Below are 21491 nucleotides of genomic sequence, written 5' to 3' on the forward strand. Positions count from 1 at the left end.
GCGTCCGAACCGTGGACATGCCCCCTGGCGAAGAGCGCCGCGAGGGGTTAGTCTGACCGTCGCAACTCGGCGCCGCGCGCGTCGACCAAGCGCAATGGCGAGCCCGCCGCGCACCACCCTCATGAGGAATCATGTCTGAGCAGAACAACGTCTCTGTCCCTGCGCACACCTTCCCGGGCGGCACCATCCTGGGCTACCCCCGCATCGGCCGAATACGCGAGCTCAAGCGGGCGCTCGAGTCCTTCTGGAAGGGCGCGACCACGGCGGACCAGCTCGAGTCCGCGGCGCGCGAGCTGCGCCTCGAGAACCTCGCCCGCCTCGCGGAGCTGGGCCTCGACAAGGACGCGTCGGCGATCCCCAGCAACTTCTCGTTCTACGACCACGTGCTCGACGCCGCGGTGACGCTCGGCGCGGTCCCCACGCGCTTCGCGGACCTGCGCGACGCGGACGGCGGCGTGGACCTCGCGGGCTACTCGACGATCGCCCGCGGCGTCGGCGACAAGGCCCCGCTCGAGATGACCAAGTGGTTCGACTCGAACTACCACTACCTCGTCCCCGAGATCGGCCCCGAGACGCACTTCGCGCTTTCGAGCACGCGCTGGGTCGACCAGTTCGTCGAGGCGAAGGACGCGGGCTACCTGACCCGTCCCGTCATCACCGGCCCGCTCACCTTCCTCTACCTGTCGAAGGCGAGCGACGAGGCGCCCGAGGGCTTCCGCCCGATCGAGCGTCTCGAGGACGTCCTCGAGGTCTACGGCAACCTGCTGGAGGCCTTCAAGGCCGCAGGCGCCGAGTGGGTGCAGATCGACGAGCCCATCCTCGTCGCCGACATCGACGCGGACCGCGCCGAGGTCCTCGCGAACGCGGAGAAGGTCTACGGCTCGCTCGCCTCGCTGGCGAACCGCCCCGCGCTGTTCGTCGCCGCGCCGTACAACGCGCTTGACGACGCGCTCCCCGTGCTCAAGGACTCCGGCGTCGAGGCGATCGGCCTCGACCTCGTCCGCGGCGGGGTGCCCTCCGGCACCGACCTGTCGGGCGTGACCGTGGTCGCCGGCGTGGTCGACGGCCACAACATCTGGCGCACCGACCTCGACGCGGCGCTGCGCAAGGCGAAGGAGATCGAGGCGCTCGGCGCGACCGTCGCCGTCTCGACCTCGACGTCGCTGTTCCACGTGCCCCACACCCTGGAGGGTGAGGAGCACCTGGGTGCCGAGCTGCTCAGCTGGCTCGCCTTCGCGGACGAGAAGGTCGCGGAGGTCGTCGCCCTCGCCACCGCGCGCGAGCAGGGCGAGGAGGCGGTGGCCGATGCGCTCGCCGCCACCCGCGCCGCGCTCGCGTCGCGCAAGGCGCACCCGGGCACGAACAAGGCCGACGTGCGCGACGCGCTGGCGGGCGTGAGCGCCGCCGACCTCGACCGCCCGTCGTACGCGGTCCGCGCCGCGGCCCAGGACGCGCGCTTCGCGCTGCCGGAGCTCGCGACCACGACCATCGGCTCGTTCCCGCAGACGCAGGACATCCGCAAGGCGCGCGCCGCCTGGGCGAAGGGCCAGATCGACGACGCCGCCTACGAGGAGGCCATGAAGGCGGAGATCGCCCGCGTGGTGAAGCTCCAGGAGGACCTCGGCCTGGACGTGCTCGTGCACGGCGAGGCCGAGCGCAACGACATGGTGCAGTACTTCGCCGAGCTGCTCGACGGCTTCGACGTCACGGTCAACGGCTGGGTCCAGTCGTACGGCTCGCGCTGCACGCGCCCGTCGATCCTGTGGGGCGACGTCACGCGTCCCGAGCCGATGACCGTCCGCTGGACCGCGTACGCGCAGTCGCTCACCGAGAAGCCGATGAAGGGCATGCTCACCGGCCCGGTGACGATCCTCGCGTGGTCGTTCGTCCGCGACGACCAGCCGCTCGGCGTCACCGCCAACCAGGTGGCGCTCGCCCTGCGGGACGAGATCCGCGACCTGGAGGCGGCCGGCATCGGTATCATCCAGGTGGACGAGCCCGCGCTGCGCGAGCTGCTCCCGCTGAAGAAGAAGGACCAGGCGGCGTACCTGGAGTGGTCGGTGGACTCGTTCCGCCTCGCCACCTCGGGCGCGCACGACGACACCCAGGTCCACACCCACCTGTGCTACTCGGAGTTCGGCGAGATCATCGACGCGATCGACGGCCTCAACGCCGACGTCACCTCGATCGAGGCGGCCCGCTCGCGCATGGAGGTGCTGCCGGCGATCAAGGGTCACGGCTACGAGCGCCAGATCGGCCCGGGCGTGTGGGACATCCACTCGCCGCGCGTGCCGTCGACCGAGGAGATCACGGAGCTGCTCTCGCTCGCCAAGGAGTCGATCCCCGGCAAGCAGCTGTGGGTCAACCCCGACTGCGGCCTCAAGACCCGTGCGTACGCGGAGACCACCGCGACGCTCGAGCACATGATGGAGGCGACGCGCGCCGTCCGCGCGTAGCACCGCCCTCGTCGCCACGGCCCGGACCTCCCCGCGAGGCCCGGGCCGTGGCACGATCGGAGCCATGAGCGAATTCACCGAGGAAGAGCGCGCTGCCATGAAGGAGACCGCGGCCGAGCGGCGCGCCGCGGCCAAGCGGGCCAAGGGCGCCGACAAGGCGGCCGCGGACCTCGCGGACGTGCTCGCGAAGATCGAGGAGATGCCCGACGGCGACCGCGCGCTCGCGGAGGGCATCCACGCGATCGTCACGCGGGTGGCCCCGGGGCTCGCGCCCCGCACCTGGTACGGGATGCCCGCCTACGCCAAGGACGGCAAGGTGCTGGTGTTCTTCAAGCCGGCGGAGAAGTTCAAGTCCCGCTACGCGACTCTCGGCTTCGAGGACGTGGCGGCGCTCGACGACGGCGCGATGTGGGCGACCTCGTACGCGCTCCTCACCCTCGACGAGGACGAGGAGAAGCGCATCGCGGAGCTCGTGGAGCGTGCCGCGGGCGCGTAGCCGACGTCAGGGCGCGACGCACTCCGCGTTCTCGACGTAGCCGTTCTTGGAGTCGAAGCGCACTCCCGGGTTGGCGGAGATGTCGCCCTGCGGATGCTTGAGCTGGACGCACCAGCTGTCGATCGCGCCGCCGGTCCACGTGACGAACTCGACCCCAGGTGACATCCCGAGCACCGGGTCGCCATCGATCATGTATTGCCGATCGGAGGAGACCGTCACGGTCACACCGGTCGTCTCGTCCTCGTCGTAGGCGGCGCGGATGAGCGTGCCGAGGTTCATCGCGTCCGACTGTGCCGCGGCGTCGCTGGCCTTGCGCTGGTGATCGAGATAGAGCGGGATCGCGACCGCCGCGAGGATCCCGATGATGATGATGACGACCACGAGCTCGACCATCGAGAACCCGTCGTCGCGTCCCTGCCGCATGCGTGTCATGGCTGCCCCCCTCAAGGCTCCTCGCTCAGTGTGACCGTTGGTGCAGGAGAAACGCAACAGCCGGCCGGCTGGCGAGCCCCCTGTCGCGCGACGCTCGGCGTTTTCATGCACTTAGCGCCGGCATCGTCTCCTCGGATCGGGCGCTCGCGCTCGGGGCGCCGCTCGCGGGAACCGGCGGCGTTGCGACCGCCTCGAGCTCGCATCGGAAATCTGCCAGGAACGATGCGTACGTCCGCTGCGGTCGCGGCGGTCAGACGTCCGTCCGGTGCCGATGTCCTCGGGCCTCGCACGGGCCGGGGTCGTCCCGCGAACACGCGCAGACGGGTGCAGACGGCGCCGTCCCGGCGCCAAAGTGCATGAAAACGCCGAGCGTGCGGGGCGGATGCAGGCGCCGCCGCGCCGAGGCCTGAGGAGGCAGCGTGAACCCGCTCGAGCCAGGGGCCCGCTTGGGTGCGGCGCGCGAACGGTGGCGCCAGCTGCTCGGCGGCCGCGCCGGTGCGGTTCCGCCGACCTTGCCTCTCTTCACCACGGCCGAGGCCGGGCGTGCCGTGCGCTGCCACGCCGCCTGGCTTGCGCATCAGAGCGGCGCCGGGACGATCGCGGTCGTCGGACGTGGCCTGTACGTCGTCGTGCCGGACGGCGCGCCGGTCGGTTGGGCCCCGGACCCGGTCGAGGTGGCCTGGCTGGTCGCGGCGCACCGGTTCGGTCGCGTGCTGCCATACGTCTGCGGTGTCTCGGCGGCGGCGCTTCACGGCGCCTGCGCCGTGCCCTTCGGCGAGGTGCATGTCACGGTCCCGAGGCAGACGCGCGACCGACCTCTGCCTCCGCTCGGCGCGACCGTGCGCTTCCATCAGCGTCGCGAGATCGACGTCGCGCCGGGATTCTGGGCGGCGCCCGCGCCGGTCCGCGAGAGCCCCGGCCCGGTCCTGGAGACGAGGCAGGGGGAGCTGTGCGACGTGCGCGTCACGTCGACGATCCAGACCGCTCTCGACCTGGTCCACAGTCCGGTGCGCATGGGTGCGCCCGGCGATGCCCCTCGCCTCGCGGATGTCCTCGTGCGCGGCACGGATGGACGGGACGTCCGCACGGTGGCCACCGGCCAGCGGCGGCACAAGGCGTGGGAGCGCCTGTGGCGGCTCAGAGCATGAGCTGCCAGTAGCCGACGTCGATCCAGCGGTCGAGCTTGAAGCCGGCGTCGGCGACCGTGCCGACATGGCGGAAGCCGAGCCGCTCGTGCAGCGCCACCGAGCCCGGGTGCGGCAGCGCGATCACGCCCATCACGGAGTGCACCGGCGCGTGCGCCGTGCCGTCCAGCGTGCGCAGCCGCTCCAGCAGCGCCGAGTACAGGGCGGTGCCGGTCCCGGCCCGCCGCGCGTCGGCGTCGAGGTAGACGGTCGACTCGAGCGTGTGCCGGTACGCGGCACGGTCGCGGAACGGCCCGGCGTACGCGTATCCCAGCACGCGCCCGCCCTCCTCGGCGACGATCCACGGGAGGCCGCGGTCCTGGATGCGCGCGATGCGCGCCCACATCTCGTCGGCGGAGACCGGTTCGGTCTCGAACGTCGCCGTGTCGTGCGCCACGTAGTGGTCGTAGATCTCGGCGATGCGCGCCGCATCGGCGGCGGGGTCGGCGTCTCGGATCACGCGCCCATTATCCGGTCGCCCTGGCGAGGAAGCGCCGATCACGCCGCGACGGGCAGCGAGTCGTCGCGCGTGATCATCTCCTCGTACGCGCGGCGCGAGCGCAGGTAGCGCCACGACGCCGCGGCGATTGCGACGCCCGCGAGCCCCGCGCACGCGGTCACGAGGAAGCCGCCCTGCGCGCCGTGGCGGTCGATGATCGCGCCCGCGAGCCATGCCCCGGACGCGATGCCGAGGTCCATGCCGGTGCGGGTCCAGGTCATGCCCTCGGTGAGGCGCGACCGTGGCACGAGGGCGTGGGTGACGCCGTCGCCCACCGCCATGGTGGGGGCGATCGCCAATCCGGTGAGGAACATCAGCGTGCCGAGCGCGAGCAGCCCCGGCGCGAACATGAACGACACGGCGCCCACGCCGGTCACGGACACGCCCCACAGCAGTCGCGACGCGAGGGTGCGGGCCCACACCCTCGAGCCGTACGCGAGGCCGCCCACGAGCGAGCCCACGGCCCAGACGGCGAGCACGAGTCCGGCCATGTCCTTGTGGCCGAGCTCCTCGGCGAACGCGACGGTGGCGGCGTCGACGGAGGCGAACATCGCGCCCTGGGTGCCGAAGATCACGGTGGTGACGACGAGCGCGGGGGTGGTGACGAGCAGGTGGCCGCGCAGCGCGCCCCGGTAGCGGCGCATGCCGCGGGGCTTGGGAGGCAGGCCGATGCGCTCGAGGGTCCCGTCGATCACCAGCGCGGTGCTGTGCTCGCGCTCGGCCTGGAGCGCGCGGGCGTCGGCGCGCCGTGCGGGCGGCTCCGTCGCGGTGAGCGACAGGAAGCCGTAGCCGCCGATCGCGAGAGTGACGACGGCGATCGCGGACGGCACCCACGACTCCACCTGGGTCGCGAGCACCGTGGCGAGCGCGGGACCCGCGATGAACAGCACCTCCTCGAGCGACGACTCGAGCGAGAAGGCCGTGTTGAGCGCGTCCTTGTCGGGGACGATGTGCGTCCACCGGGCGCGCGTGTGCGTGGACTGGGTGCCGCCGGCGGCGAACAGCGGCGTGAGCAGCATGAGCACCCAGATCGGCTGGTGGGTGAGGGCCGCCGCGATCATCGCCACGCGTCCCACGATGGCGATCGCGTAGCCGATCCGGAGCACGCGCGACTGCCCGTACGCGTCGACCAGCTTGCCCACCTGCGGCGACACGAGGGCGTACGACACGGCGATGGCCGCGACCACCATGCCGCCGTACTCGTAGCGCCCGTACTCGATCTGGACGAGCAGGAACGTCGCGAGGCCGGTCAGCCCCATCTGGATGCGCGCGACGAGGCCCCACAGGGTGAACGCGCGTGCACCGGGCAGGGCGAGGATGCCCCGATAGGGGGTGAGCATGACGGAACCTCACAGGGAGAAGAACATCTCGCGCGTCCTCGCGCGGAAGCCACGCCAACTGCGCGACGTGGCCGGCGCATCGTCCTCGGGGTGAGGCCCGCCGGGACGATGGCCCATGTTCTCACACGGCCGGTCGTGGCCGTGACCGTGCGGCGGGCGCTCTCAACGGTGACGGGATCTGGTCGGCGTAGCGCATCAGCACCGATCCCGCGACGGCGAGGATGAGCACGTAGGCGGCGGCGAACGGGCCGAGCAGCGGCTGCGCGCCGCCCGCGACGCCGAGGCCCGCGATGACGATCGAGAACTCTCCGCGCGGCACCAGGGACAGCCCGGTGCGCCACTGGCCCTTGGGGCCGATGCCCACGCGGCGGGCGGCCCACACGCCCGTGATGATCTTCGTGATCAGCGTGACGACCGCGAGGCCGAGCGCGGGCAGCGCGACCGGGCCCAGGTCGCGCGGGTCGATGGTGATCCCGAAGAAGACGAAGAAGATCCCGCCGAAGACGTCGCGCAGCGGCGGCATGAGCCCGCGCAGCTGGTCCGCGACGTTGCCCGACAGCGTCAGGCCGAGCAGGAACGCGCCCACCGCCGCGGACACCTGGACCGCCTCGGCGAGGCCCGCCACCAGGAACGCGAGCCCGAGCACGCTCAGCAGCAGCAGCTCGCGCGAGTGCGAGTGGACGGCGGTCGACAGCTGCCGCGAGAAGCGCATCGCGAACAGGAACGCCGCCGCGACGATCGCGATCGCGATGGCGGCCGCCACCGCACCCTGCAGCAGCGTCGCGCCGACGAGCATGACCGCGAGGATCGGCAGGAACAGCGCCATCGCGATGTCCTCCATCACCAGGAGGCTGAGGATCACGGGCGTCTCGCGGTTCGCGAGCCGGTCGAAGTCGTCGAGCAGGCGCGCGATGATGCCCGAGCTGGAGATGTAGGTCACGCCCGCGAGCAGCACCGATGCGGTGGCCGACCAGCCCATCATCAGGCCGACCGCGAGGCCGGGCGTCGCGTTGAGCACGAGGTCGAGGATCCCGGCCTTCCAGGTGGTGCGCATGCCCACGCGGAGGTCGTCGGGCGAGTACTCGAGGCCGAGCAGCAGCAGGAGCAGCACCACGCCGATCTGCGCCCCGATCGACAGGAACTCCTCGCCCGCGCTGATGGGGATGAAGCCGCCCTCGCCCATGACGAGCCCCGCGAGCAGGTACAGCGGGATCGAGGGGATCCCGATGCGGCCCGCGAGCCTGCCGAGCAGTGCGAGGACGAGGAAGACGATGCCGAGCTCGATGAATACGAGCGCGGTGTCGCCCCCGTGGGCGCCCTCCACTGCGACACGCAGGCCCGTCATGGGTGCGGTCGCGGCGTCCATGGCTCAGCCCGTGAGGATCGCGGCCGCGCGGTCGACGGCCTCGTCGGAGCCCAGCACCAGGACGGTGTCCCCCGGCTCGAAGATGAAGGACGGCTCGACCCCGGGGATGCCCTGGTCGCCGCGGATCACCGCCACGACCGATGCGGAGGTCACCGTGCGGATGCGTCCCTCCGCGAGCGACCGGCCGACGAGGCCGCCGCGCGCGGGCATCGTCACCCACTCGATCGCGAGCCCCACGATCGTGTGCCGGAGGTCCTCGAGCCGCGCGATGATGTTCGTCCCGCCGAGCAGGTCCGCGAGCTTGCCCGAGTCTCCCTCCGACAGCTCCACGGTGCCGCGGCACGCGTCGGGGTCCTCCCGGTCGTAGAACGCGAGGTCGCGCTTGCCGTCGCGGCGGACCACCACGCCGACGTGGTCGCCACCCTCCGCGGTGAACTCGTAGCGGACGCCGACTCCGGGGAGCGGGGTCTCGAAGATGTCCATGCGGCCTACTGTCCCACGTCCGGGCCGCTACCGGCGAGGATGCGTGCCGATCAGGGGATCGTCACCTCGGACACGATGACCAGGTACTCGTCGTCGATCGCGCGCTTCGACCCGTCGAACTCGTAGCTCTTGAGCGCGCCGTCGTGGGTCCGCCGCAGGCGCGTGACCGCCGCCCCGTCCGCGGTGGCGGTCGCGTGCCAGTCCTCGTACTCGGCGAACGTCGAGAAGTCCTCGAGCGTCGCTCCCGAGGCCAGCGCGGCGTCGTCGAGCGGCGCGACCGCGACGACGTCGTGATCGCGCACCGTGACGCGCCAGGTGCCCGCGGACGGCCCGAAGACCGTGATCGTCGCCTCGTACGTGTAGTCGGCGGGCTCGTCCCACGCCTCCGACGAGCCCGACAGCGCCCCGCACGCGGCGAGCGCGACCGTCGCGCACGCGAGCGCGATCGCGCGCCCGGCCCGTCGCATCGTCGCCGCGTCCATGGATCCAGCATCTCCCCTGATAGGCGACCTGTCGACGGGACGATGCGGCGGCGGGCTACGCCTCGTGCGCCAGGCCGAGCTCGATGAGCCGCTCCCACGCCATGCGCGCGAGGAACGGGTCGTCGAGCTCGATGTGCCGCATCGCGGCGATCAGCTGGTACGACTGGGCGCGCCACGCGGTGGAGGCGCTCACCTCGCCATAGCCGGCGTACAGCTCGTCGCGCATGTCGAGGGGGACCACGGTCGCGGCCCCGCCGAGGTCCGCGGCGGGGTCGCCGGCGCCGAACGCGTGCCAGATCAGCATGCCGGCGAAGCGCCCGCGATCGGACTGGATCGAGCGCGGCTCGAGGCGGCCGTGGGTCCAGGTGCGCGGCACGTCGACGCGGGCGGCGACGCCGGTGCGGAACAGCGCGTCCGCCGCCTCGACGTCGAGCACGCGGTTCTCCGGCGCCCCGCGCAGCGACGCGAAGACGAGCAGCCGCTCCCAGTCCTCGAGGAGGGTCGTGAGCGGCGGCGCGGTGCGGGGGTTCTCGGGGGCGTCCGCGGGGGCGGGCGCGTGGACCTCGCGCAGCGCGGCGCCGAGCTCGCGCGCCGATGCGGAGTGCAGCGGCACGAATGCCGCCGTCGAGGCCGACACCCAGTCCACGAGCGCCCAGTGGTACGGGAAGCCCCGCCCCGGGAGCCCCGTCTCGATGGGGGCGCTCACCGGGAAGCTCCACATGTCGAGGTGGGGCGCGACCACGTCGGCGGCGCGCGCGAACAGCGCGTCGTCCTCGGCCAGGCGGGGGAACAGCGCTCCGTGGTGGTCGCCGATGCGGATCGCGAAGTGGTCCTCGAGCGTGTAGCGGCGGCCGAGCTCGAGGTCTGCGAGGTGCGGGAACTGGTCGTCGATCAGCGCGCGGACCGTCTCGTCGTCCACCACCAGGGGGTGTTCCGTACGCGTACCTGGGAGCATGCGTGCCACCCTAGCGGCGCCCGCGGGGCGCGTCACGCCTCCGCGTCACGCGTCGGAGGCGCGCGGCAGCACGAGCGTGAACGTCGCCCCCCGACCGGGTCCGTCCGAGCGGGCCGAGACGTCCCCGCCGTGGGCGCGCGCGAGCGAGCGTGCGATCGTGAGGCCGATGCCGCGGCCGGGCCGCTCGCCCGACCCGGGTCCCCGGTAGAAGCGCTCGAACACCCGGTGGAGCTCCTCGGGCGCGATGCCGTCGCCCTCGTCGGCGACCTCCGCCACCGCATCGTTCCCGCGCGCCTCGACCGCCACGCTGACCCGGCCGCCGTCCTCGCTGTGCGCGAGGGCGTTGCCGAGCAGGTTGACCAGCACCTGGAGGATGCGGTCGCGGTCGACCGTGACGGGCGCGGCGGCGACGACCGTCTCGAGGGTCACGCCGCGGTGGTCGAACTGCGGGCGGAGCCGGTCGGCGGCCTCCCGCGCGAGGTCCGCGAGGTCCGCGGGCGCGGTGCGCAGCGTGAGGGCGCTCTCCTCGGCGCGCGACAGCGTCGACAGGTCCTCGGCGAGGCGCTGGAGCCGCGCCGCCTCGGCCGCGACGCGCTCGTAGACCTCGGGCGACGGGTCCACGACGCCGTCGATGAGGCCCTCCATCGACCCGCGGATGGTGGTGAGCGGGGTGCGCATCTCGTGCGCGACCTCGTCGACGAGCCTTACGCGGCGCGCCTCGCCGTCGGCCAGCCGCGCGGCGAGCGCGTCGACGTCGGCCGCGACGGCCGCGAGCTCCTCCTCGGGCGGCCGCGGCACGCGCCGCGTGTAGTCGCCGGCGGCGATCGCGCGGGTCGCCTCGCGGATCGCCCCGAGGGGTCCCGCGATGCGGCGCGACATGAGGAGCGCGGCGACGGCGGCCGCGGCGAGGCCGGCGGCGGCGCCCCAGCCGAGCGCGGCGGGGAGCGCGTCCGCGAGCAGGTCGCGGGCGCTCTCCTGGTTCATCATCGTGCCGCGGCCCATGCCCATCCGGCGGGTCACCGTGACGTTGGCGACGATGGTGCCGACGACGACCAGCGCCACGACGCCCACCGCGGCGACCGCGAGGTGGGAGGCGAGCAGGCGCCCGCGCACGGTGCTCACGGCGCCGCCAGCTTGTAGCCGACGCCGCGCACGGTGTGCAGCAGGCGGGGGCTGTCGGCGTCGTCCCCGAGGGCGCGACGGAGCTTGCGGACGTGGACGTCGACGATGCGCTCGTCGCCGAAGAAGTCCCAGCCCCACACGCGCTCGATGAGCTGGCGGCGGGTGAACACGCGGCCCGGCGCGGAGGCGAGCGCGGCGAGCAGGTCGAACTCGAGCGCCGTGAGGGTGGCCGGGGCGCCGTCGACGGTGACCTCCCGCCCCGCGAGGTCGATGCCCACGTCGCCGACGTCGAGCCGGTCGGCGCCGCGCGCGCCGCCGTCGCCGCGGCGCAGGATGGCGCGCACCCGGGCGACCACCTCGCGCGGGCTGAACGGCTTGGTGACGTAGTCGTCGGCGCCCACCTCGAGCCCGACGATGCGGTCGGCCTCCTCCGCGCGCGCGGTCAGCATGAGCACCGGCACGTCGGACGTGCGACGGATGCGCCGGAGCGTCTCCACGCCGTCGATGCCCGGCAGGCGGACGTCGAGCAGGACGAGGGCGATCGGGTCGCGCGAGAGGACCGCGAGGGCGTCCTCGCCGCTCGCGGCCTCCGCGACGTCGAAGCCGTCGCGACGCAGGTAGCCGCCGACGAGGTCGCGGATGTTCTCCTCGTCGTCGACCACCAGCACGGTGCGTCCGCCCACGCTCGTCATCCTACGGAGCGGGGACGCCCGTGATGTCCTCCACCTCGGCCGGATCCAGGACCGATGCCTCGTAGGTCGCCCCCGAGGCGTCGAGCGCCCGGACGAAGGCCGTGAGGTGATGCTCGCTCGCGTGCTCGAGGTGCGCGTACACGGTCGCGACGGCGTCGGAGTCGACGTCCTGGGCGCGGAGGTCCGCGATGTCGGTCTCCTCGACCAGCGCCCCGACGCCGAGCGCCGCGGTCACGGACTCGGAGCCCTGCGCGAGCAGCTCGTCGTACATGGCCTGGATGTCGGCATCGGCGTACACCCCGGCCTCGGCGCCGTCGGTGGGGTCGTCGAGGCCGTACGCCTCGATGAGCCCGAGCACCGCGTCGAGGTGCCGGTCCTCGGCGCCCGCGATCCTGTCGAACGTCGACAGGTCCCAGGCCTCCGCGAGCTCGACGTAGAGGTCGCGCGCCATGCGCTCCTCGTCCGCCATCGTGGCGAGCGACGCCGCGTCCGCATCGGTCGCGTCGCCCTCGACGACCGCGTCCTCGAGGCACGTGCCGTCGCGGTCGCCGAGGCTTCCGCCGTTCATCATGCCCATGCCTCCGGCGCGGCGGCCGGTCGCGTCGTCGTCATCGTCGCGGCCCCAGCCGCCGCCCATCATCATGCCCATGCCCGTCTCGATGCGGGTCTGGTCGCCGTTGCCGGCGTCGTCGTCGCTGCCGCCGTTGCCGGATCCGGCCCAGGCCGCGACCGGGATCGCCAGGAGCGCCGCGCCGGTCGCGCCGGCGAGCACCAGGCGTGTGGTCCGCGTGGTCATCGGGGTCTCCTTCCCTCGGATGACCCCAGTCCATCGCCCGCGTGTGAAGCGCCGCGGGGCGCGTCCGTGAAGATTCCGTGAAGTCAGATCCCCAGGAGGTCGCGCCGCGACCGCCAGTCGCGGGCGAGCAGGCCGAAGATCGCGTCGTCGGACACCTCGTCCTCGACCCAGAACGCCTCGCGCTTCACGCCCTCCGCCTCGAAGCCGAGCCGCTTGAGCACCTGGATCGAGCGCTCGTTGTCGGGATGCGTGGACGCCTCGACCCGGTGGACCCCGGTGACGTCGACGAGGTGGTCGATGAGTGCGGCGGCCGCCTCGGTCGCGTAGCCCTTGCGGCGCGCCCAGCTGTGCAGCGTGTAGCCGATCTCCGCGGTGTGACCGTGCTCGTGGAGGTAGACCGCCACGTCGCCCACGGTGCGCCCGTCCGCGACGCGCTGCACGTCGAGCTGGTACCAGTGGCCCGGCGTGGGGCCGTCGTGCCGCCCGCTCTCCTCGATCAGCGCGAGCGCCTTCTCCACCGAGTAGGGGACCCGCCAGGCCTGATACATCGCCGTCTCCGGGTCCGAGCGGCGCGCGGCGAAGTCCTCGGCGTCCTCCTCCGTGAAGGGACGGAGGACGAGCCGGGACGTGCGAAGGGGTGCGAAAGCCACGGGCACACGATAGCCGGGCATAACGATGTGACCCCCGCATTTCGTGCGTTTGAATTAGGCAACGTCGCCGTTGCGGATGTGGTCTACACTGCACTGGTGAGGTAAGGCTTGCCTGCCTCGTCGGCCCCTCCCGATCCCCCGAACGGAGCCCCATGGAGACCACGCACGGCGCCACCGTCACCTCCGTCGAGCAGGTCACGCCCCACATGGTGCGCCTGCGTCTGCGGCTCGACGAACCCGGCGCGTGGGTCTCGGACGGCACCCCGGACGAGTGCGTGCACGTCGAGGTGGGCGCGACCACGAACGACGCCGACGGCCACAGCGCGCGCCACTACACGGTGAGCGGCCACACGCCCGACGGCTTCGAGCTCGAGGTCTTCCTGCACGGCGACGGCCCGGGTGCGACCTGGGCCCGCACCGCGCGCCCGGGCGACCGCACCGAGGTCTCGGACTCCAAGGGCTACTACGCGGTCCCCAAGGGCGCCGGCGTGCGCGTGCTCGTCGGCGATGCCACGGCGCTGCCCGCGATCGCGCGGATCCTCGCGGAGGCGGCCGCGGACGAGGTCTTCCACGTCGTGGTCGAGCTGTCCGACCTCGCCGACGCGCGCGAGCTGCCCACCGCGGCGACCGCGACGGTCGACTGGCGCCTCGCCGGCAACGGCACCCGCGCCTCCGCGCTCAAGGCGGTCCTGGGCGCGCTCCGCGACAGCCACCTCGACCCGACGGATCAGGCGTACGTGTGGGTCGCGTGCGAGGCGAAGGAGTCGCGCGCGATCCGTCAGATGCTGCGCCGCGAGTACGGGCTGCCCCTCACCCACTTCCGCATCGTCGGCTACTGGCACTTCGACCTCGCCCACGCGCTGCGCGTGTGGGAGGAGGCGTCGGAGCAGACCAAGGCGGACTACCTCGCGCTGTGGCGGGACGACCGCTCGGACGAGGAGAACTGGGTCGAGCTCGAGCCGTTCCTGCAGAAGATGGGCGCCTGAGCCCACGCCTCACGCGGACGCGACGTCCAGGTCGATCAGGGCGCGCCTGCCCGCGTCGCGGTACGGCTGCTCGTCCAGCGACGCGAGGGTGACCGCATAGGCGACCGCCTCCGCGCGCATGCGCTGCAGCGCGGCCTCGTCGAGCGGCGTGACCGCGTCGTCGTAGCCCTTGAGCAGGTCGCGCAGCCGTGAGGTGCCCACCAGGCACCAGGCCTGCCCGAGGTCCGTGGCCGGGTCCGCGACGCCCAGGTCGCCCCAGTCGAGGATGCCGCCGAGCCGTCCCCGGTGGCTCAGCACGTTCGCGCCGTGCAGGTCGAGGTGGGCCCACGTCTCGAGGGGCCGGCGCTGCAGCGCGCCCGCGTGGAAGTGCTCCCGGGCGAGGTCGGCGTCGAGCGCGACGCCGATCTCCAGGATCCGCTCGATGCGGTCGTCGAAGCGCTCCGCCCGCTCCGCGAGCGGGGTCGACCGGAACGGGTTGCGCGGCGCGTCGGGCGGGGCCGGTGCGTGCAGCTGCGCGAGGGCGCGCCCGAGGTCCGCCGCGCCGCGCCCGCTCAGCGGCGCGACGTACGCGGGCGTCCCCGGCAGCCACGGGACGACAGCCCAGGCCCACGGCACCTCGTCCGACGGACCGCCTAACCGCTCGGGCACGGGAGCGGCGAAGCCCCACCCGGGGGCGAGGCGCGGGAGCCAGACGTGCTCCCGCTCGATGAGCTGCGCGGCGTGCGCGCGGCGGGGGATCCGCACGGCGAGCGTGTCGCCCAGCCGGACGGTGATGTTGTCCCAGCCCTCGTACGTGTCGCCGAGGGGCAGCGCGGCGAGGTCCGGATGGTCGCGCTCGAGCAGCGAGCGGACCGTGGCGTGCGAGACGGTGACGTCGGCGGCGGGACCCGACCACCCCGTTGTGCTCATGCGACGAGGCTACGGGCGCCCTCCCCGCGCCGCCACCCGATCACGCGAAGAGCGTCTCCCCCACGAAGCCGCCCTCCGCGCACCCCGGCGGGATCGCCCACACGCCCGAGCCGATGGGCGTGGTCCACGTGTTGAGCAGGTCCACCTCGGCCATGCGCTGCTGCAGCGGGGTGAACTGCGTCGCGACGTCGCGCTGCCACGAGCCGAACAGCAGGCCGACGTTCGACACCGCGGGCCGGCCCTGCGAGTCCAGCGCCCCGGCCTCGACCGGGTCGTCGTAGTTGTAGCCGATGCGGACGATGCGCCGCGCGGGATCCTCGACGCGTGCGCGCGCGACGTGCGCGGCGGGGTTGACGACGGTGAAGCCGCTCGCGTCGGTCGCCTCGAGGTCGACGTCGTCGTGCTCGGAGCCGCCGGTGAGCGGCGCGCCGTCGGACAGGCGCCGGCCCACGGCGTTCTCGCGCCCGTCGACGCCCACCTCGTCCCACGTCTCGAGGTTCATCGCGATGCGGCGCAGGACGAGCGACGTGCCGCCGCGCAGCCACGCGGGCGCGTCGGACCCGGCCCAGACGGCGGCCGCGAACCCCTCGTCCTCGGGCTTCGGGGTGGTCGAGCCGTCGACCTGGCCGAACAGGTTGCGCATCGTGGTGCCGTGCGGATCCGAGCCGTACGCGCGGCGGAAGCCGTCCTGGCGCCACCGCAGCGTCGCGAAGCCGCGCGAGTCGCGCACGAGCATGCGCAGCAGGTGCGAGATGGCGGTGCGGTCGTCGCCGTGCAGCAGCACCACGAGGTCGCCGCCGGACCAGCGGTCCTCGAGCGCGTCGATCTGCGGGAAGGCGGGCAGGGGCGCGAGCCAGTCCGGCACGGCCGCGCCGATGCGCCGCACCGCCTCGCGGCCGAGCCCGAAGGTCGCGGTGAGCCCGGCGGGCCGGATCGCGAGCTCGGGCTCCAGGTCCGCGAGCGCGCCGCGACCCTGGGTGATGCGCGCCGCATCGTCCGACAGGAGGCTCAGCCACGCCCGCATGCCGGTGCGGTCCGTCCCGTCGAGGAGGTCGAAGGCCGCGTAGGTGGCGTACGCGCCGGGTGCCGACGTCACGCCGGCCTGGTGCGCGCCGTGGAACGGGACGATGCGCTCGCCGTTGACGCCCGCCGTGTCGGCCTGAGGGCCCGGACCGGGCAGGAGGCCCGCCCGGTCCGCACCGAGCGCGGCGGCGGCGCCCACGCCGACGGCGGCCCCTCCGAGGAGGAGCTGCCGCCGGTTGGGGCCGCGTCGTGCGGTGGTGTCCATGCTCAGTGCGACTCGTCCGCGTCGGCCGAGTGGTCCATCTCCATGGACTCGCCGTCGTAGTCCTCGTTGCCGCCGTCGAAGTCCTTCGCGGTGGCGGTGAACTCGACGGTCGCGCCGTCCTCGAGCTCGAGCGTGAAGGCGACCTCGTCGCCGGCGGCGATCGGCTCCTCGACGCCCATGAGCATGAGGTGGAGGCCGCCGGGCTGCAGCGTGACGGAGCCGCCGGCGGGCACCGTGAAGCCGCCGTCCTTCTCCTGCATCTGGCCGTCGACCACCTCGTGGAGCTCGACCATGGGCGCGGCGTCGGACGAGGCGGCCACCACGGTGAGGTCCTCGTCGGTGGCGTTGGTGAGGGTGCCGAAGCCGGCGGTCATGCCGGAGTCGACGGACTTGACCCAGGGGTCGGTGACGGTGAGGGCGTCCTCGGCGGACGCGGTATCGGAGGCGCAGCCGGCGAGCGCGGTCGCGGCGGCGAGGGCGAGGGCGGCGGTGGCGAGGTAGCGGGGACGGGTGAACATGACTCTCCTGTGGTGGTGCGCGCGCGTGCGTGGGCACGCCGGCGCGCGGCTTGCCTGAAAGGGGTGCGCGGGATCCGCGCGGGTGGCTCGTCAGGCGGCCACGGGAGGCGCGCGGCTCGCGCGGCACGCGAGCGCGACGGGGAGGGCGGCGCGCTCGGCGGGCGCCAGGAGGACGATGCGGCGGAGCGGGGCGGGCAAGGTCGCCGACTCGACGCGCAGGCCGGCGAGCAGCGCACGGGCGACGAGCGCGGCCACGGCGGCGATGGCGCCCAGCAGCGCCCCGGCACGCCGGATGCCAACGTAGGTGACCGCTCCGGCGAGCGCGTGCGCGAGCGGCATCGACGCGGCGTGCGCGTGGACCGCGGTGCCCGCGATGGCGTCCGCGATCGCGGACGGGTCGTGGCCCGCGTGGCCGTCGAGCGCGACCGGGGCGACCGCGCCCAGGGAGAACGAGGTGTGCAGCGCGGCCTGGCTCGCGACCACGATCGCGGCGAGGCGCCAGCGGCCCAGCGGACGCCCGGCGAGCTGGGCGGCGACGGCGAAGGACGCGCCCAGCGGCGCGAGGACCGCGAGGAGGCTCGGGGCGTGCCCGCCGGCGAGGACGTGGAGCGCGAGCGCGGAGAACGTGGACAGCGCGGCGGCGCCCGCGGCGCGGCCCAGCCTCGACACGCTCTCGTTCACGCGGGCGATTCTCCCACGATCGGGACCGAGGTCCCAGCGCGCGTAGGGGATGATGGTGCGTCATGAGCGAGCAGAAGCCGGAGGCCGCGAAGGAGCGCCCCGACCACCAGCGCTGGAACTACAACATCCACTACATGTCGCCGCTGCTGGGGAGCATCCCCGACACCGCGCGCACCGCGCTCGACGTGGGCTGCGGCGAGGGCTTCCTCGCGCGCCGGCTGGCGTCCCGCGGCCTCGAGGTGACGGCGATCGACGTCGACCCCGCCGCGATCGGGCGCGCCCGCGCGCAGGGCCACACGGTCGAGCTGCTCGACTCCACGGAGGAGGAGCCCGCGGAGTCGCCGTCCATCACGTACCGCGCGGGCGACGTGCTGACGTCGCCGCTCGAGACCTACGACGTGGTGACCGCGTCGGCGGTGCTCCACCACCTCGACCTCGAGGAGGGCCTCGCGCGGCTGCGCGACCTGGTGGCGCCCGGCGGCCGGCTGCTCGTGGTCGGCATGGCGAACGCGAACTGGCCGCAGGACCTGCCGCGCGACGTGTGGGCGACGTTCGTCGACAAGTTCCACCGGCTGTTCCGCGGCTACTGGGACCACGGCTGCGACTGCCGCTGGCCCGCCGCGCACTCGTTCCGCGACGTGCGCGACGCGGCGCCGCGGATCCTGCCCGGCTCGGAGTACCGCCGCGAGCTGCTCTGGCGCTACACGCTCACCTGGGACAAGCCGGCGTCCTGAGCCCGCTCGATCCCCGTCGCGATCCGTCGGACCGCCTCCTCGAGGATCTCGGGCGACGTCGCGATGTTCAGGCGTGCGTGCCCGGCGCCCCCGGTGCCGAAGTACGGGCCGTTGTTGAGCGCGACCCTGCCGTGGTCGATCAGCGCGTACGCGGGCTCGTCGCCGAGCGTCTGCCCGAAGTCGAGCCACGTGAGGTATGTGCCCTCCGGGACCGTGTAGCGCACCTGCGGCACGTGCTCGGCGAGCAGGTCGCGCACGAGCAGGCGGTTGCGGTCGAGGCCCGCGAGCATCGCGTCGAGCCACTCGTCGCCGTGCGCGTAGGCCGCGGTCTGCGCGATGGTGCCCAGGTGGGTGGGACCGTGGTGCTTGCCTGCGCGGTGCGAGTCGTAGCCCTCCGCGTCGGGCCCGCCGACGAGCAGCGCGGCCGGGATCGCCGCGAGGTTCCACGCCTTGGACGCGGCGTGCAGCGCCATCCCCGTGGGGTCGACCTCGAGGTACGGCACGAAGTCGAAGCCGGGGAACGTGATCGGCGCGTGGATCTCGTCGGAGACCACGCGCACCCCGTACCGCTGCGACAGCGCCGCGATGCCCTCGAGCTCGGCCCGCGTGTGGACGGTGCCGCCGGGGTTGTGCGGGTTGCACAGCAGGTAGGCCGCCCGCCGGCCGCCCGAGGTCGCCTCGACCATCGCGCGCTCGACCGCGTCGAGGTCGAGGCGCAGGTCGGCGCCGAGCGGCGCCTCGCGAATCTCCCGGCCGGCCTGGCGCAGGTAGAGGAAGAAGGGCGGGTACACGGGCGGGTTGACGATGATCTCGCCTCCCGCGTCGGTGAGCTCGACCAGCGCGTCGACGTAGCCCTCGATCACGCTCGCGACCGGGGTGACCCGCGCATCGTCCACGGTCCATCCCCACCGGCGGTCCGCGAACGCGACGAAGGAGCCCACGTACGGCGTCGACCCCGGATAGCCCATGTCGCCGTCCCGCACGGCCGCCTCGAGGGCCTCCCGGATGGGGTCGGCGAGGTCGACGTCCATCTCCGCGACCCACAGCGGCAGCACGTCGGGCTCGTAGTGGCGCCACTTGGCCGAGGTGCGGCGCCGCAGGCGCTCGAGCGGGACGGAGAACGGGTCCGCGATCATGAGCCCGACACTAGCCGAGCCGCGGATCACGCCATAGAGCGCAGCAGCGTCTCGAGCCGCTCGGTCGCCTCGCGCATGCGGGCGACGCCCCCGAGGTTGAGGTAGCCGGTCCGGTGGTAGTCGTCCGGGAACATGTGGCTCGTCACGAGCATCGTGCCCGCGGGCGTCTCCCCCATGTCGATCCGCATCCATGTGAGCACGTCCGGGAAGAGCTCCGAGATGAACGTGTACGTGAGCTGCGACTGCGGCTCGACCTTCTCGTAGCGGCCGTAGAAGCTGAAGGTGTTGCCCTCGGGGTCCGACTGCACCACCCGCCACGACCCGCCCGGCTCGACGTCCATGTCGACGCTGCGGTTGACGTAGCCGTGGGGCGCCCACCATTGCTGGACGTACAGCGGCTCGGTCACGGCGGTCCACACGCGCGGCAACGGGAACGCCAGCCGGGCGGTCGACACCAGCACGGGAGGCTCGGCGGGCGCCTCGAACGAGATGTCCATCCACGCTCCCCCGGTCGTCGGGCGCTGCCCGTCCTGCTCTCAGCCTGATAGCAGGAGGGTCGCTCGTCAACCGGAGGCCGTCCTCGCCTGGGAGCGTGTCCACGTCGCGCGACACGATCGCGTACCTGCTCGAGCAGCTGGAGCCGCTCGACGTGCGGGCGCGCGCGATGTTCGGCGAGTACGGGCTGAACTGCGACGGGCGGCTGGTGGGCCTCGTGTGCGACGACCGGCTGCTGCTCAAGTCGTCGCCCGCCTCGTCCGGCCTGGCCGAGGAGGCCGCCTACCCCGGGTCGCGCGTACCGTCGCGTGCCGGACGCCACGGTGGACGATGCGGCGGCGCTCCAGGACGTCGTCGCGGGCACCGCGGCGCACATGCCGGAGCCGAGGCGGCGCTAGGGCGCGAGCCGGCTCACGAGCCGGGGCGCAGCACCTTCTTCCCCACGCGCAGTCCCTTCGCGGCCTTCGAGTCGGGGCCGTTGCGCTCCTCGACCTTGTCCGCGATCGCTCCCAGCGCCCAGGCGGCGACGGGGATCGCGATCGCCATGAACATCCAGCGTCCGAACCTGCGTCTCATCGATGCACCTCCGCGGTCGACAACGCGTACACCCCGCCGGGGCTTCCCGGCGGGGTGGCGGCGAGGGTCAGGAGGCGCGGTCGTCGGGCGCCGGGGTCGGGTCGATGAAGCCGGCGTGCGCGGCCTGCGCGGCGGCGGCCTCGCCCTCCTCGATCCGCTTCGAGGCGCGCAGGCTGGTGACCGTGGTGATGGCGAGCACGCCGACGATGACGACCAGCGACAGCGTGGTGGGCACGGTCGGGACGCCGGGCCACACGCCGTGCGCCCAGTGCAGCACGAGCTTGACGCCGATGAAGCCGAGGATCACGGACAGGCCGTAGCCCAGGTGGACCAGCTTCGACAGCGCGCCCTCGAGCACGAAGTAGAGGGCGCGCAGGCCCAGCAGCGCGAACGCGTTGGTCGCGAAGACGAGGTACGGGTCCGCGGTGATGCCGTAGACCGCCGGGACCGAGTCCACGGCGAAGACGATGTCGGTGAAGATGATCGCCGCCATCACCATCGCGAGCGGCGTGAGCGCGCGGCGGCCGTTGCGGATCACGGTGGCCCTGGTGCCCTCGTACTCGCCCGTGACGGGGAAGAAGCGGCTCATCACCTTGACGATGCGCATCTGCTCGGGGTCGATCTCCTCGTCCTCCTCGCTGCGCGCGTCGCGGAACACCTTGATCGCGGTGGCCAGGAGGATCGCGCCGAACAGCAGGAACGTCCAGTCGAAGGTGGCGATGAGGCCGGCGCCGAGCGCGATGAAGAGGCCGCGCAGCACGATCGCGCCCGCGACGCCGATGAGCAGCACGCGCTGCTGCAGGACCCGCGGCACCGCGAAGGCGCCGAGGATCAGGATGAAGACGAACAGGTTGTCGACAGACAGCGACTTCTCGACGATGTAGCCGGTGTAGTACTTGACGCCGATGTCGGAGCCGTGGGCGGCCCACACCCAGCCGCCGAACGCGATCGGGATCGCGATGTAGAACGCGGTCCAGCCGAGCGCCTCCTTGAAGGACACCTCGTGCGGCTTGCGCGTGACGATGAAGTCGAAGACCAGCAGGCCGATGACGGCGAGGATGGTGCCGATCCACAGCGCCGGCGTGGCGATGGTGTGGAGCCCGGCGTCGGCGGCCGGGGTCTCGAGGACGAGCGGGGACATGGGTCTCCTCAGGTACGACGAAGTCCTGAGGTCTCCTTCGCCGCTGGTGCGGCGCCCGCCCGGGAGGATCCACG

The 21491-nt window shown here is 73.2% G+C and carries 24 protein-coding genes and 1 pseudogene; 6 read left to right on the forward strand and 19 right to left on the reverse strand.

Going from position 1 to position 21491, the window contains the following annotated elements:
• Nucleotides 1-131 precede the first annotated feature (131 nt).
• A complete protein-coding gene (gene metE / locus AOM02_RS10570; protein ID WP_062299120.1) occupies nt 132-2456 on the forward strand; it encodes a 5-methyltetrahydropteroyltriglutamate--homocysteine S-methyltransferase in 2325 nt (774 codons plus the stop codon).
• Nucleotides 2457-2520: 64 nt separating this feature from the next.
• Complete coding sequence (locus tag AOM02_RS10575) at nt 2521-2952, forward strand: iron chaperone (RefSeq protein WP_062299121.1); 432 nt, start codon at nt 2521-2523, stop codon at nt 2950-2952.
• 6 nt (nt 2953-2958) lie between these two features.
• On the opposite strand, the gene AOM02_RS10580 is transcribed toward AOM02_RS10575, so the two are convergent.
• A complete protein-coding gene (locus tag AOM02_RS10580; RefSeq protein ID WP_082105036.1) occupies nt 2959-3384 on the reverse strand; it encodes a prepilin-type N-terminal cleavage/methylation domain-containing protein in 426 nt (141 codons plus the stop codon).
• Nucleotides 3385-3803: 419 nt separating this feature from the next.
• Here AOM02_RS10580 and AOM02_RS10585 point away from each other — a divergent pair, with 419 nt between their 5' ends.
• Complete coding sequence (locus tag AOM02_RS10585) at nt 3804-4532, forward strand: type IV toxin-antitoxin system AbiEi family antitoxin domain-containing protein (RefSeq protein WP_062299123.1); 729 nt, start codon at nt 3804-3806, stop codon at nt 4530-4532.
• On the opposite strand, the gene AOM02_RS10590 is transcribed toward AOM02_RS10585, so the two are convergent.
• From AOM02_RS10590 to AOM02_RS10635, 10 genes are all read right to left on the reverse strand, one after another.
• The gene (locus AOM02_RS10590; RefSeq protein ID WP_062299124.1) at nt 4522-5028 is read right to left on the reverse strand and encodes a GNAT family N-acetyltransferase; all 507 of its coding nucleotides are present in this window, start codon (nt 5026-5028) and stop codon (nt 4522-4524) included. The genes AOM02_RS10585 and AOM02_RS10590 overlap by 11 nt on opposite strands.
• A 38-nt stretch (nt 5029-5066) precedes the next feature.
• On the reverse strand, nt 5067-6407 hold the full coding sequence (locus tag AOM02_RS14665) for an MFS transporter (RefSeq protein ID WP_062299125.1): 1341 nt from the start codon (nt 6405-6407) through the stop codon (nt 5067-5069).
• A 121-nt stretch (nt 6408-6528) separates the two neighbouring features.
• Nucleotides 6529-7773 carry a cation:proton antiporter gene (locus tag AOM02_RS10600; protein ID WP_082105038.1) on the reverse strand — a complete coding sequence of 415 codons (1245 nt, stop codon included), beginning with the start codon at nt 7771-7773 and terminating at the stop codon, nt 6529-6531.
• A gap of 3 nt (nt 7774-7776) precedes the next feature.
• Nucleotides 7777-8256, reverse strand: a complete 480-nt coding sequence (locus AOM02_RS10605; protein ID WP_062299126.1) for a cation:proton antiporter regulatory subunit — start codon at nt 8254-8256, stop codon at nt 7777-7779.
• Between the two features lie 50 nt (nt 8257-8306).
• A complete protein-coding gene (locus AOM02_RS10610) occupies nt 8307-8738 on the reverse strand; it encodes a DUF6174 domain-containing protein (protein ID WP_062299127.1) in 432 nt (143 codons plus the stop codon).
• Between the two features lie 55 nt (nt 8739-8793).
• Nucleotides 8794-9657, reverse strand: coding sequence for a phosphotransferase (locus AOM02_RS10615; protein ID WP_169746624.1), 864 nt, complete (start codon nt 9655-9657; stop codon nt 8794-8796).
• Between the two features lie 81 nt (nt 9658-9738).
• Entirely contained in the window at nt 9739-10815 is a 1077-nt protein-coding gene (locus AOM02_RS10620) for a sensor histidine kinase (RefSeq protein ID WP_062299129.1), read from the reverse strand.
• Complete coding sequence (locus AOM02_RS10625) at nt 10812-11507, reverse strand: response regulator (RefSeq protein ID WP_062299130.1); 696 nt, start codon at nt 11505-11507, stop codon at nt 10812-10814. Before AOM02_RS10625 ends, AOM02_RS10620 begins: the two co-directional genes overlap by 4 nt.
• A gap of 1 nt (nt 11508) precedes the next feature.
• A complete protein-coding gene (locus AOM02_RS10630; RefSeq protein WP_062299131.1) occupies nt 11509-12303 on the reverse strand; it encodes a DUF2202 domain-containing protein in 795 nt (264 codons plus the stop codon).
• An 83-nt stretch (nt 12304-12386) separates the two neighbouring features.
• The gene (locus AOM02_RS10635; RefSeq protein ID WP_062299132.1) at nt 12387-12953 is read right to left on the reverse strand and encodes a GNAT family N-acetyltransferase; all 567 of its coding nucleotides are present in this window, start codon (nt 12951-12953) and stop codon (nt 12387-12389) included.
• A 152-nt stretch (nt 12954-13105) separates the two neighbouring features.
• On the opposite strand from AOM02_RS10635, the gene AOM02_RS10640 reads away from it, so the two are divergent.
• Nucleotides 13106-13939 (forward strand): siderophore-interacting protein, encoded by an 834-nt coding sequence (locus AOM02_RS10640; protein ID WP_062299133.1) that lies wholly within the window; start codon nt 13106-13108, stop codon nt 13937-13939.
• A 9-nt stretch (nt 13940-13948) separates the two neighbouring features.
• On the opposite strand, the gene AOM02_RS10645 is transcribed toward AOM02_RS10640, so the two are convergent.
• The 4 genes from AOM02_RS10645 to AOM02_RS10660 form a co-directional block, all read right to left on the reverse strand.
• Nucleotides 13949-14848: a phosphotransferase gene (locus AOM02_RS10645; RefSeq protein ID WP_062299134.1), complete on the reverse strand. Its 900-nt coding sequence runs from the start codon at nt 14846-14848 to the stop codon at nt 13949-13951.
• A gap of 40 nt (nt 14849-14888) precedes the next feature.
• Nucleotides 14889-16136, reverse strand: coding sequence for a Dyp-type peroxidase (locus tag AOM02_RS10650; RefSeq protein WP_062299135.1), 1248 nt, complete (start codon nt 16134-16136; stop codon nt 14889-14891).
• Between the two features lie 2 nt (nt 16137-16138).
• Nucleotides 16139-16654, reverse strand: coding sequence for a copper chaperone PCu(A)C (locus AOM02_RS10655; protein WP_062299136.1), 516 nt, complete (start codon nt 16652-16654; stop codon nt 16139-16141).
• Nucleotides 16655-16744: 90 nt separating this feature from the next.
• Nucleotides 16745-17335 (reverse strand): hypothetical protein, encoded by a 591-nt coding sequence (locus AOM02_RS10660; RefSeq protein WP_156156184.1) that lies wholly within the window; start codon nt 17333-17335, stop codon nt 16745-16747.
• Between the two features lie 62 nt (nt 17336-17397).
• Here AOM02_RS10660 and AOM02_RS10665 point away from each other — a divergent pair, with 62 nt between their 5' ends.
• Complete coding sequence (locus tag AOM02_RS10665) at nt 17398-18069, forward strand: class I SAM-dependent methyltransferase (RefSeq protein ID WP_062299138.1); 672 nt, start codon at nt 17398-17400, stop codon at nt 18067-18069.
• Here AOM02_RS10665 and AOM02_RS10670 read toward each other — a convergent pair.
• Nucleotides 18036-19205 carry a MalY/PatB family protein gene (locus AOM02_RS10670; protein ID WP_062299139.1) on the reverse strand — a complete coding sequence of 390 codons (1170 nt, stop codon included), beginning with the start codon at nt 19203-19205 and terminating at the stop codon, nt 18036-18038. The two genes, AOM02_RS10665 and AOM02_RS10670, sit on opposite strands and share 34 nt — an antisense overlap.
• A 26-nt stretch (nt 19206-19231) precedes the next feature.
• Complete coding sequence (locus AOM02_RS10675; RefSeq protein ID WP_062299140.1) at nt 19232-19702, reverse strand: SRPBCC family protein; 471 nt, start codon at nt 19700-19702, stop codon at nt 19232-19234.
• Nucleotides 19703-19854: 152 nt separating this feature from the next.
• On the opposite strand from AOM02_RS10675, the pseudogene AOM02_RS14745 reads away from it, so the two are divergent.
• Nucleotides 19855-19968 (forward strand): annotated as a pseudogene (locus tag AOM02_RS14745) (TfoX/Sxy family protein); the annotation flags it as partial.
• Nucleotides 19969-20111: 143 nt separating this feature from the next.
• On the opposite strand, the gene AOM02_RS14365 reads toward AOM02_RS14745, so the two are convergent.
• Nucleotides 20112-20276: a hypothetical protein gene (locus AOM02_RS14365; RefSeq protein ID WP_156156185.1), complete on the reverse strand. Its 165-nt coding sequence runs from the start codon at nt 20274-20276 to the stop codon at nt 20112-20114.
• A gap of 67 nt (nt 20277-20343) precedes the next feature.
• Nucleotides 20344-21417 (reverse strand): TerC family protein, encoded by a 1074-nt coding sequence (locus AOM02_RS10680; protein WP_082105041.1) that lies wholly within the window; start codon nt 21415-21417, stop codon nt 20344-20346.
• Between the last annotated feature and the right edge of the window lie 74 nt (nt 21418-21491).

The sequence above is a fragment of the Demequina maris genome (assembly GCF_000971155.1).
Taxonomy (GTDB): Bacteria; Actinomycetota; Actinomycetes; order Actinomycetales; family Demequinaceae; genus Demequina; species Demequina maris.

Excerpts from the sequence above, each read along its gene's own strand:
- metE (WP_062299120.1), top strand. The coding sequence starts at position 132 with ATGTCTGAGCAGAACAACGTCTCTGTCCCTGCGCACACCTTCCCGGGC.
- AOM02_RS10575 (WP_062299121.1), top strand. The coding sequence starts at position 2,521 with ATGAGCGAATTCACCGAGGAAGAGCGCGCTGCCATGAAGGAGACCGCG.
- AOM02_RS10580 (WP_082105036.1), bottom strand. The coding sequence starts at position 3,384 with ATGACACGCATGCGGCAGGGACGCGACGACGGGTTCTCGATGGTCGAG.
- AOM02_RS14665 (WP_062299125.1), bottom strand. The coding sequence starts at position 6,407 with ATGCTCACCCCCTATCGGGGCATCCTCGCCCTGCCCGGTGCACGCGCG.
- AOM02_RS10600 (WP_082105038.1), bottom strand. The coding sequence starts at position 7,773 with ATGGACGCCGCGACCGCACCCATGACGGGCCTGCGTGTCGCAGTGGAG.
- AOM02_RS10605 (WP_062299126.1), bottom strand. The coding sequence starts at position 8,256 with ATGGACATCTTCGAGACCCCGCTCCCCGGAGTCGGCGTCCGCTACGAG.
- AOM02_RS10610 (WP_062299127.1), bottom strand. The coding sequence starts at position 8,738 with ATGGACGCGGCGACGATGCGACGGGCCGGGCGCGCGATCGCGCTCGCG.
- AOM02_RS10625 (WP_062299130.1), bottom strand. The coding sequence starts at position 11,507 with ATGACGAGCGTGGGCGGACGCACCGTGCTGGTGGTCGACGACGAGGAG.
- AOM02_RS10630 (WP_062299131.1), bottom strand. The coding sequence starts at position 12,303 with ATGACCACGCGGACCACACGCCTGGTGCTCGCCGGCGCGACCGGCGCG.
- AOM02_RS10640 (WP_062299133.1), top strand. The coding sequence starts at position 13,106 with ATGGAGACCACGCACGGCGCCACCGTCACCTCCGTCGAGCAGGTCACG.
- AOM02_RS10645 (WP_062299134.1), bottom strand. The coding sequence starts at position 14,848 with ATGAGCACAACGGGGTGGTCGGGTCCCGCCGCCGACGTCACCGTCTCG.
- AOM02_RS10650 (WP_062299135.1), bottom strand. The coding sequence starts at position 16,136 with ATGGACACCACCGCACGACGCGGCCCCAACCGGCGGCAGCTCCTCCTC.
- AOM02_RS10655 (WP_062299136.1), bottom strand. The coding sequence starts at position 16,654 with ATGTTCACCCGTCCCCGCTACCTCGCCACCGCCGCCCTCGCCCTCGCC.
- AOM02_RS10665 (WP_062299138.1), top strand. The coding sequence starts at position 17,398 with ATGAGCGAGCAGAAGCCGGAGGCCGCGAAGGAGCGCCCCGACCACCAG.
- AOM02_RS10670 (WP_062299139.1), bottom strand. The coding sequence starts at position 19,205 with ATGATCGCGGACCCGTTCTCCGTCCCGCTCGAGCGCCTGCGGCGCCGC.
- AOM02_RS10675 (WP_062299140.1), bottom strand. The coding sequence starts at position 19,702 with ATGGACATCTCGTTCGAGGCGCCCGCCGAGCCTCCCGTGCTGGTGTCG.
- AOM02_RS14365 (WP_156156185.1), bottom strand. The coding sequence starts at position 20,276 with ATGAGACGCAGGTTCGGACGCTGGATGTTCATGGCGATCGCGATCCCC.
- AOM02_RS10680 (WP_082105041.1), bottom strand. The coding sequence starts at position 21,417 with ATGTCCCCGCTCGTCCTCGAGACCCCGGCCGCCGACGCCGGGCTCCAC.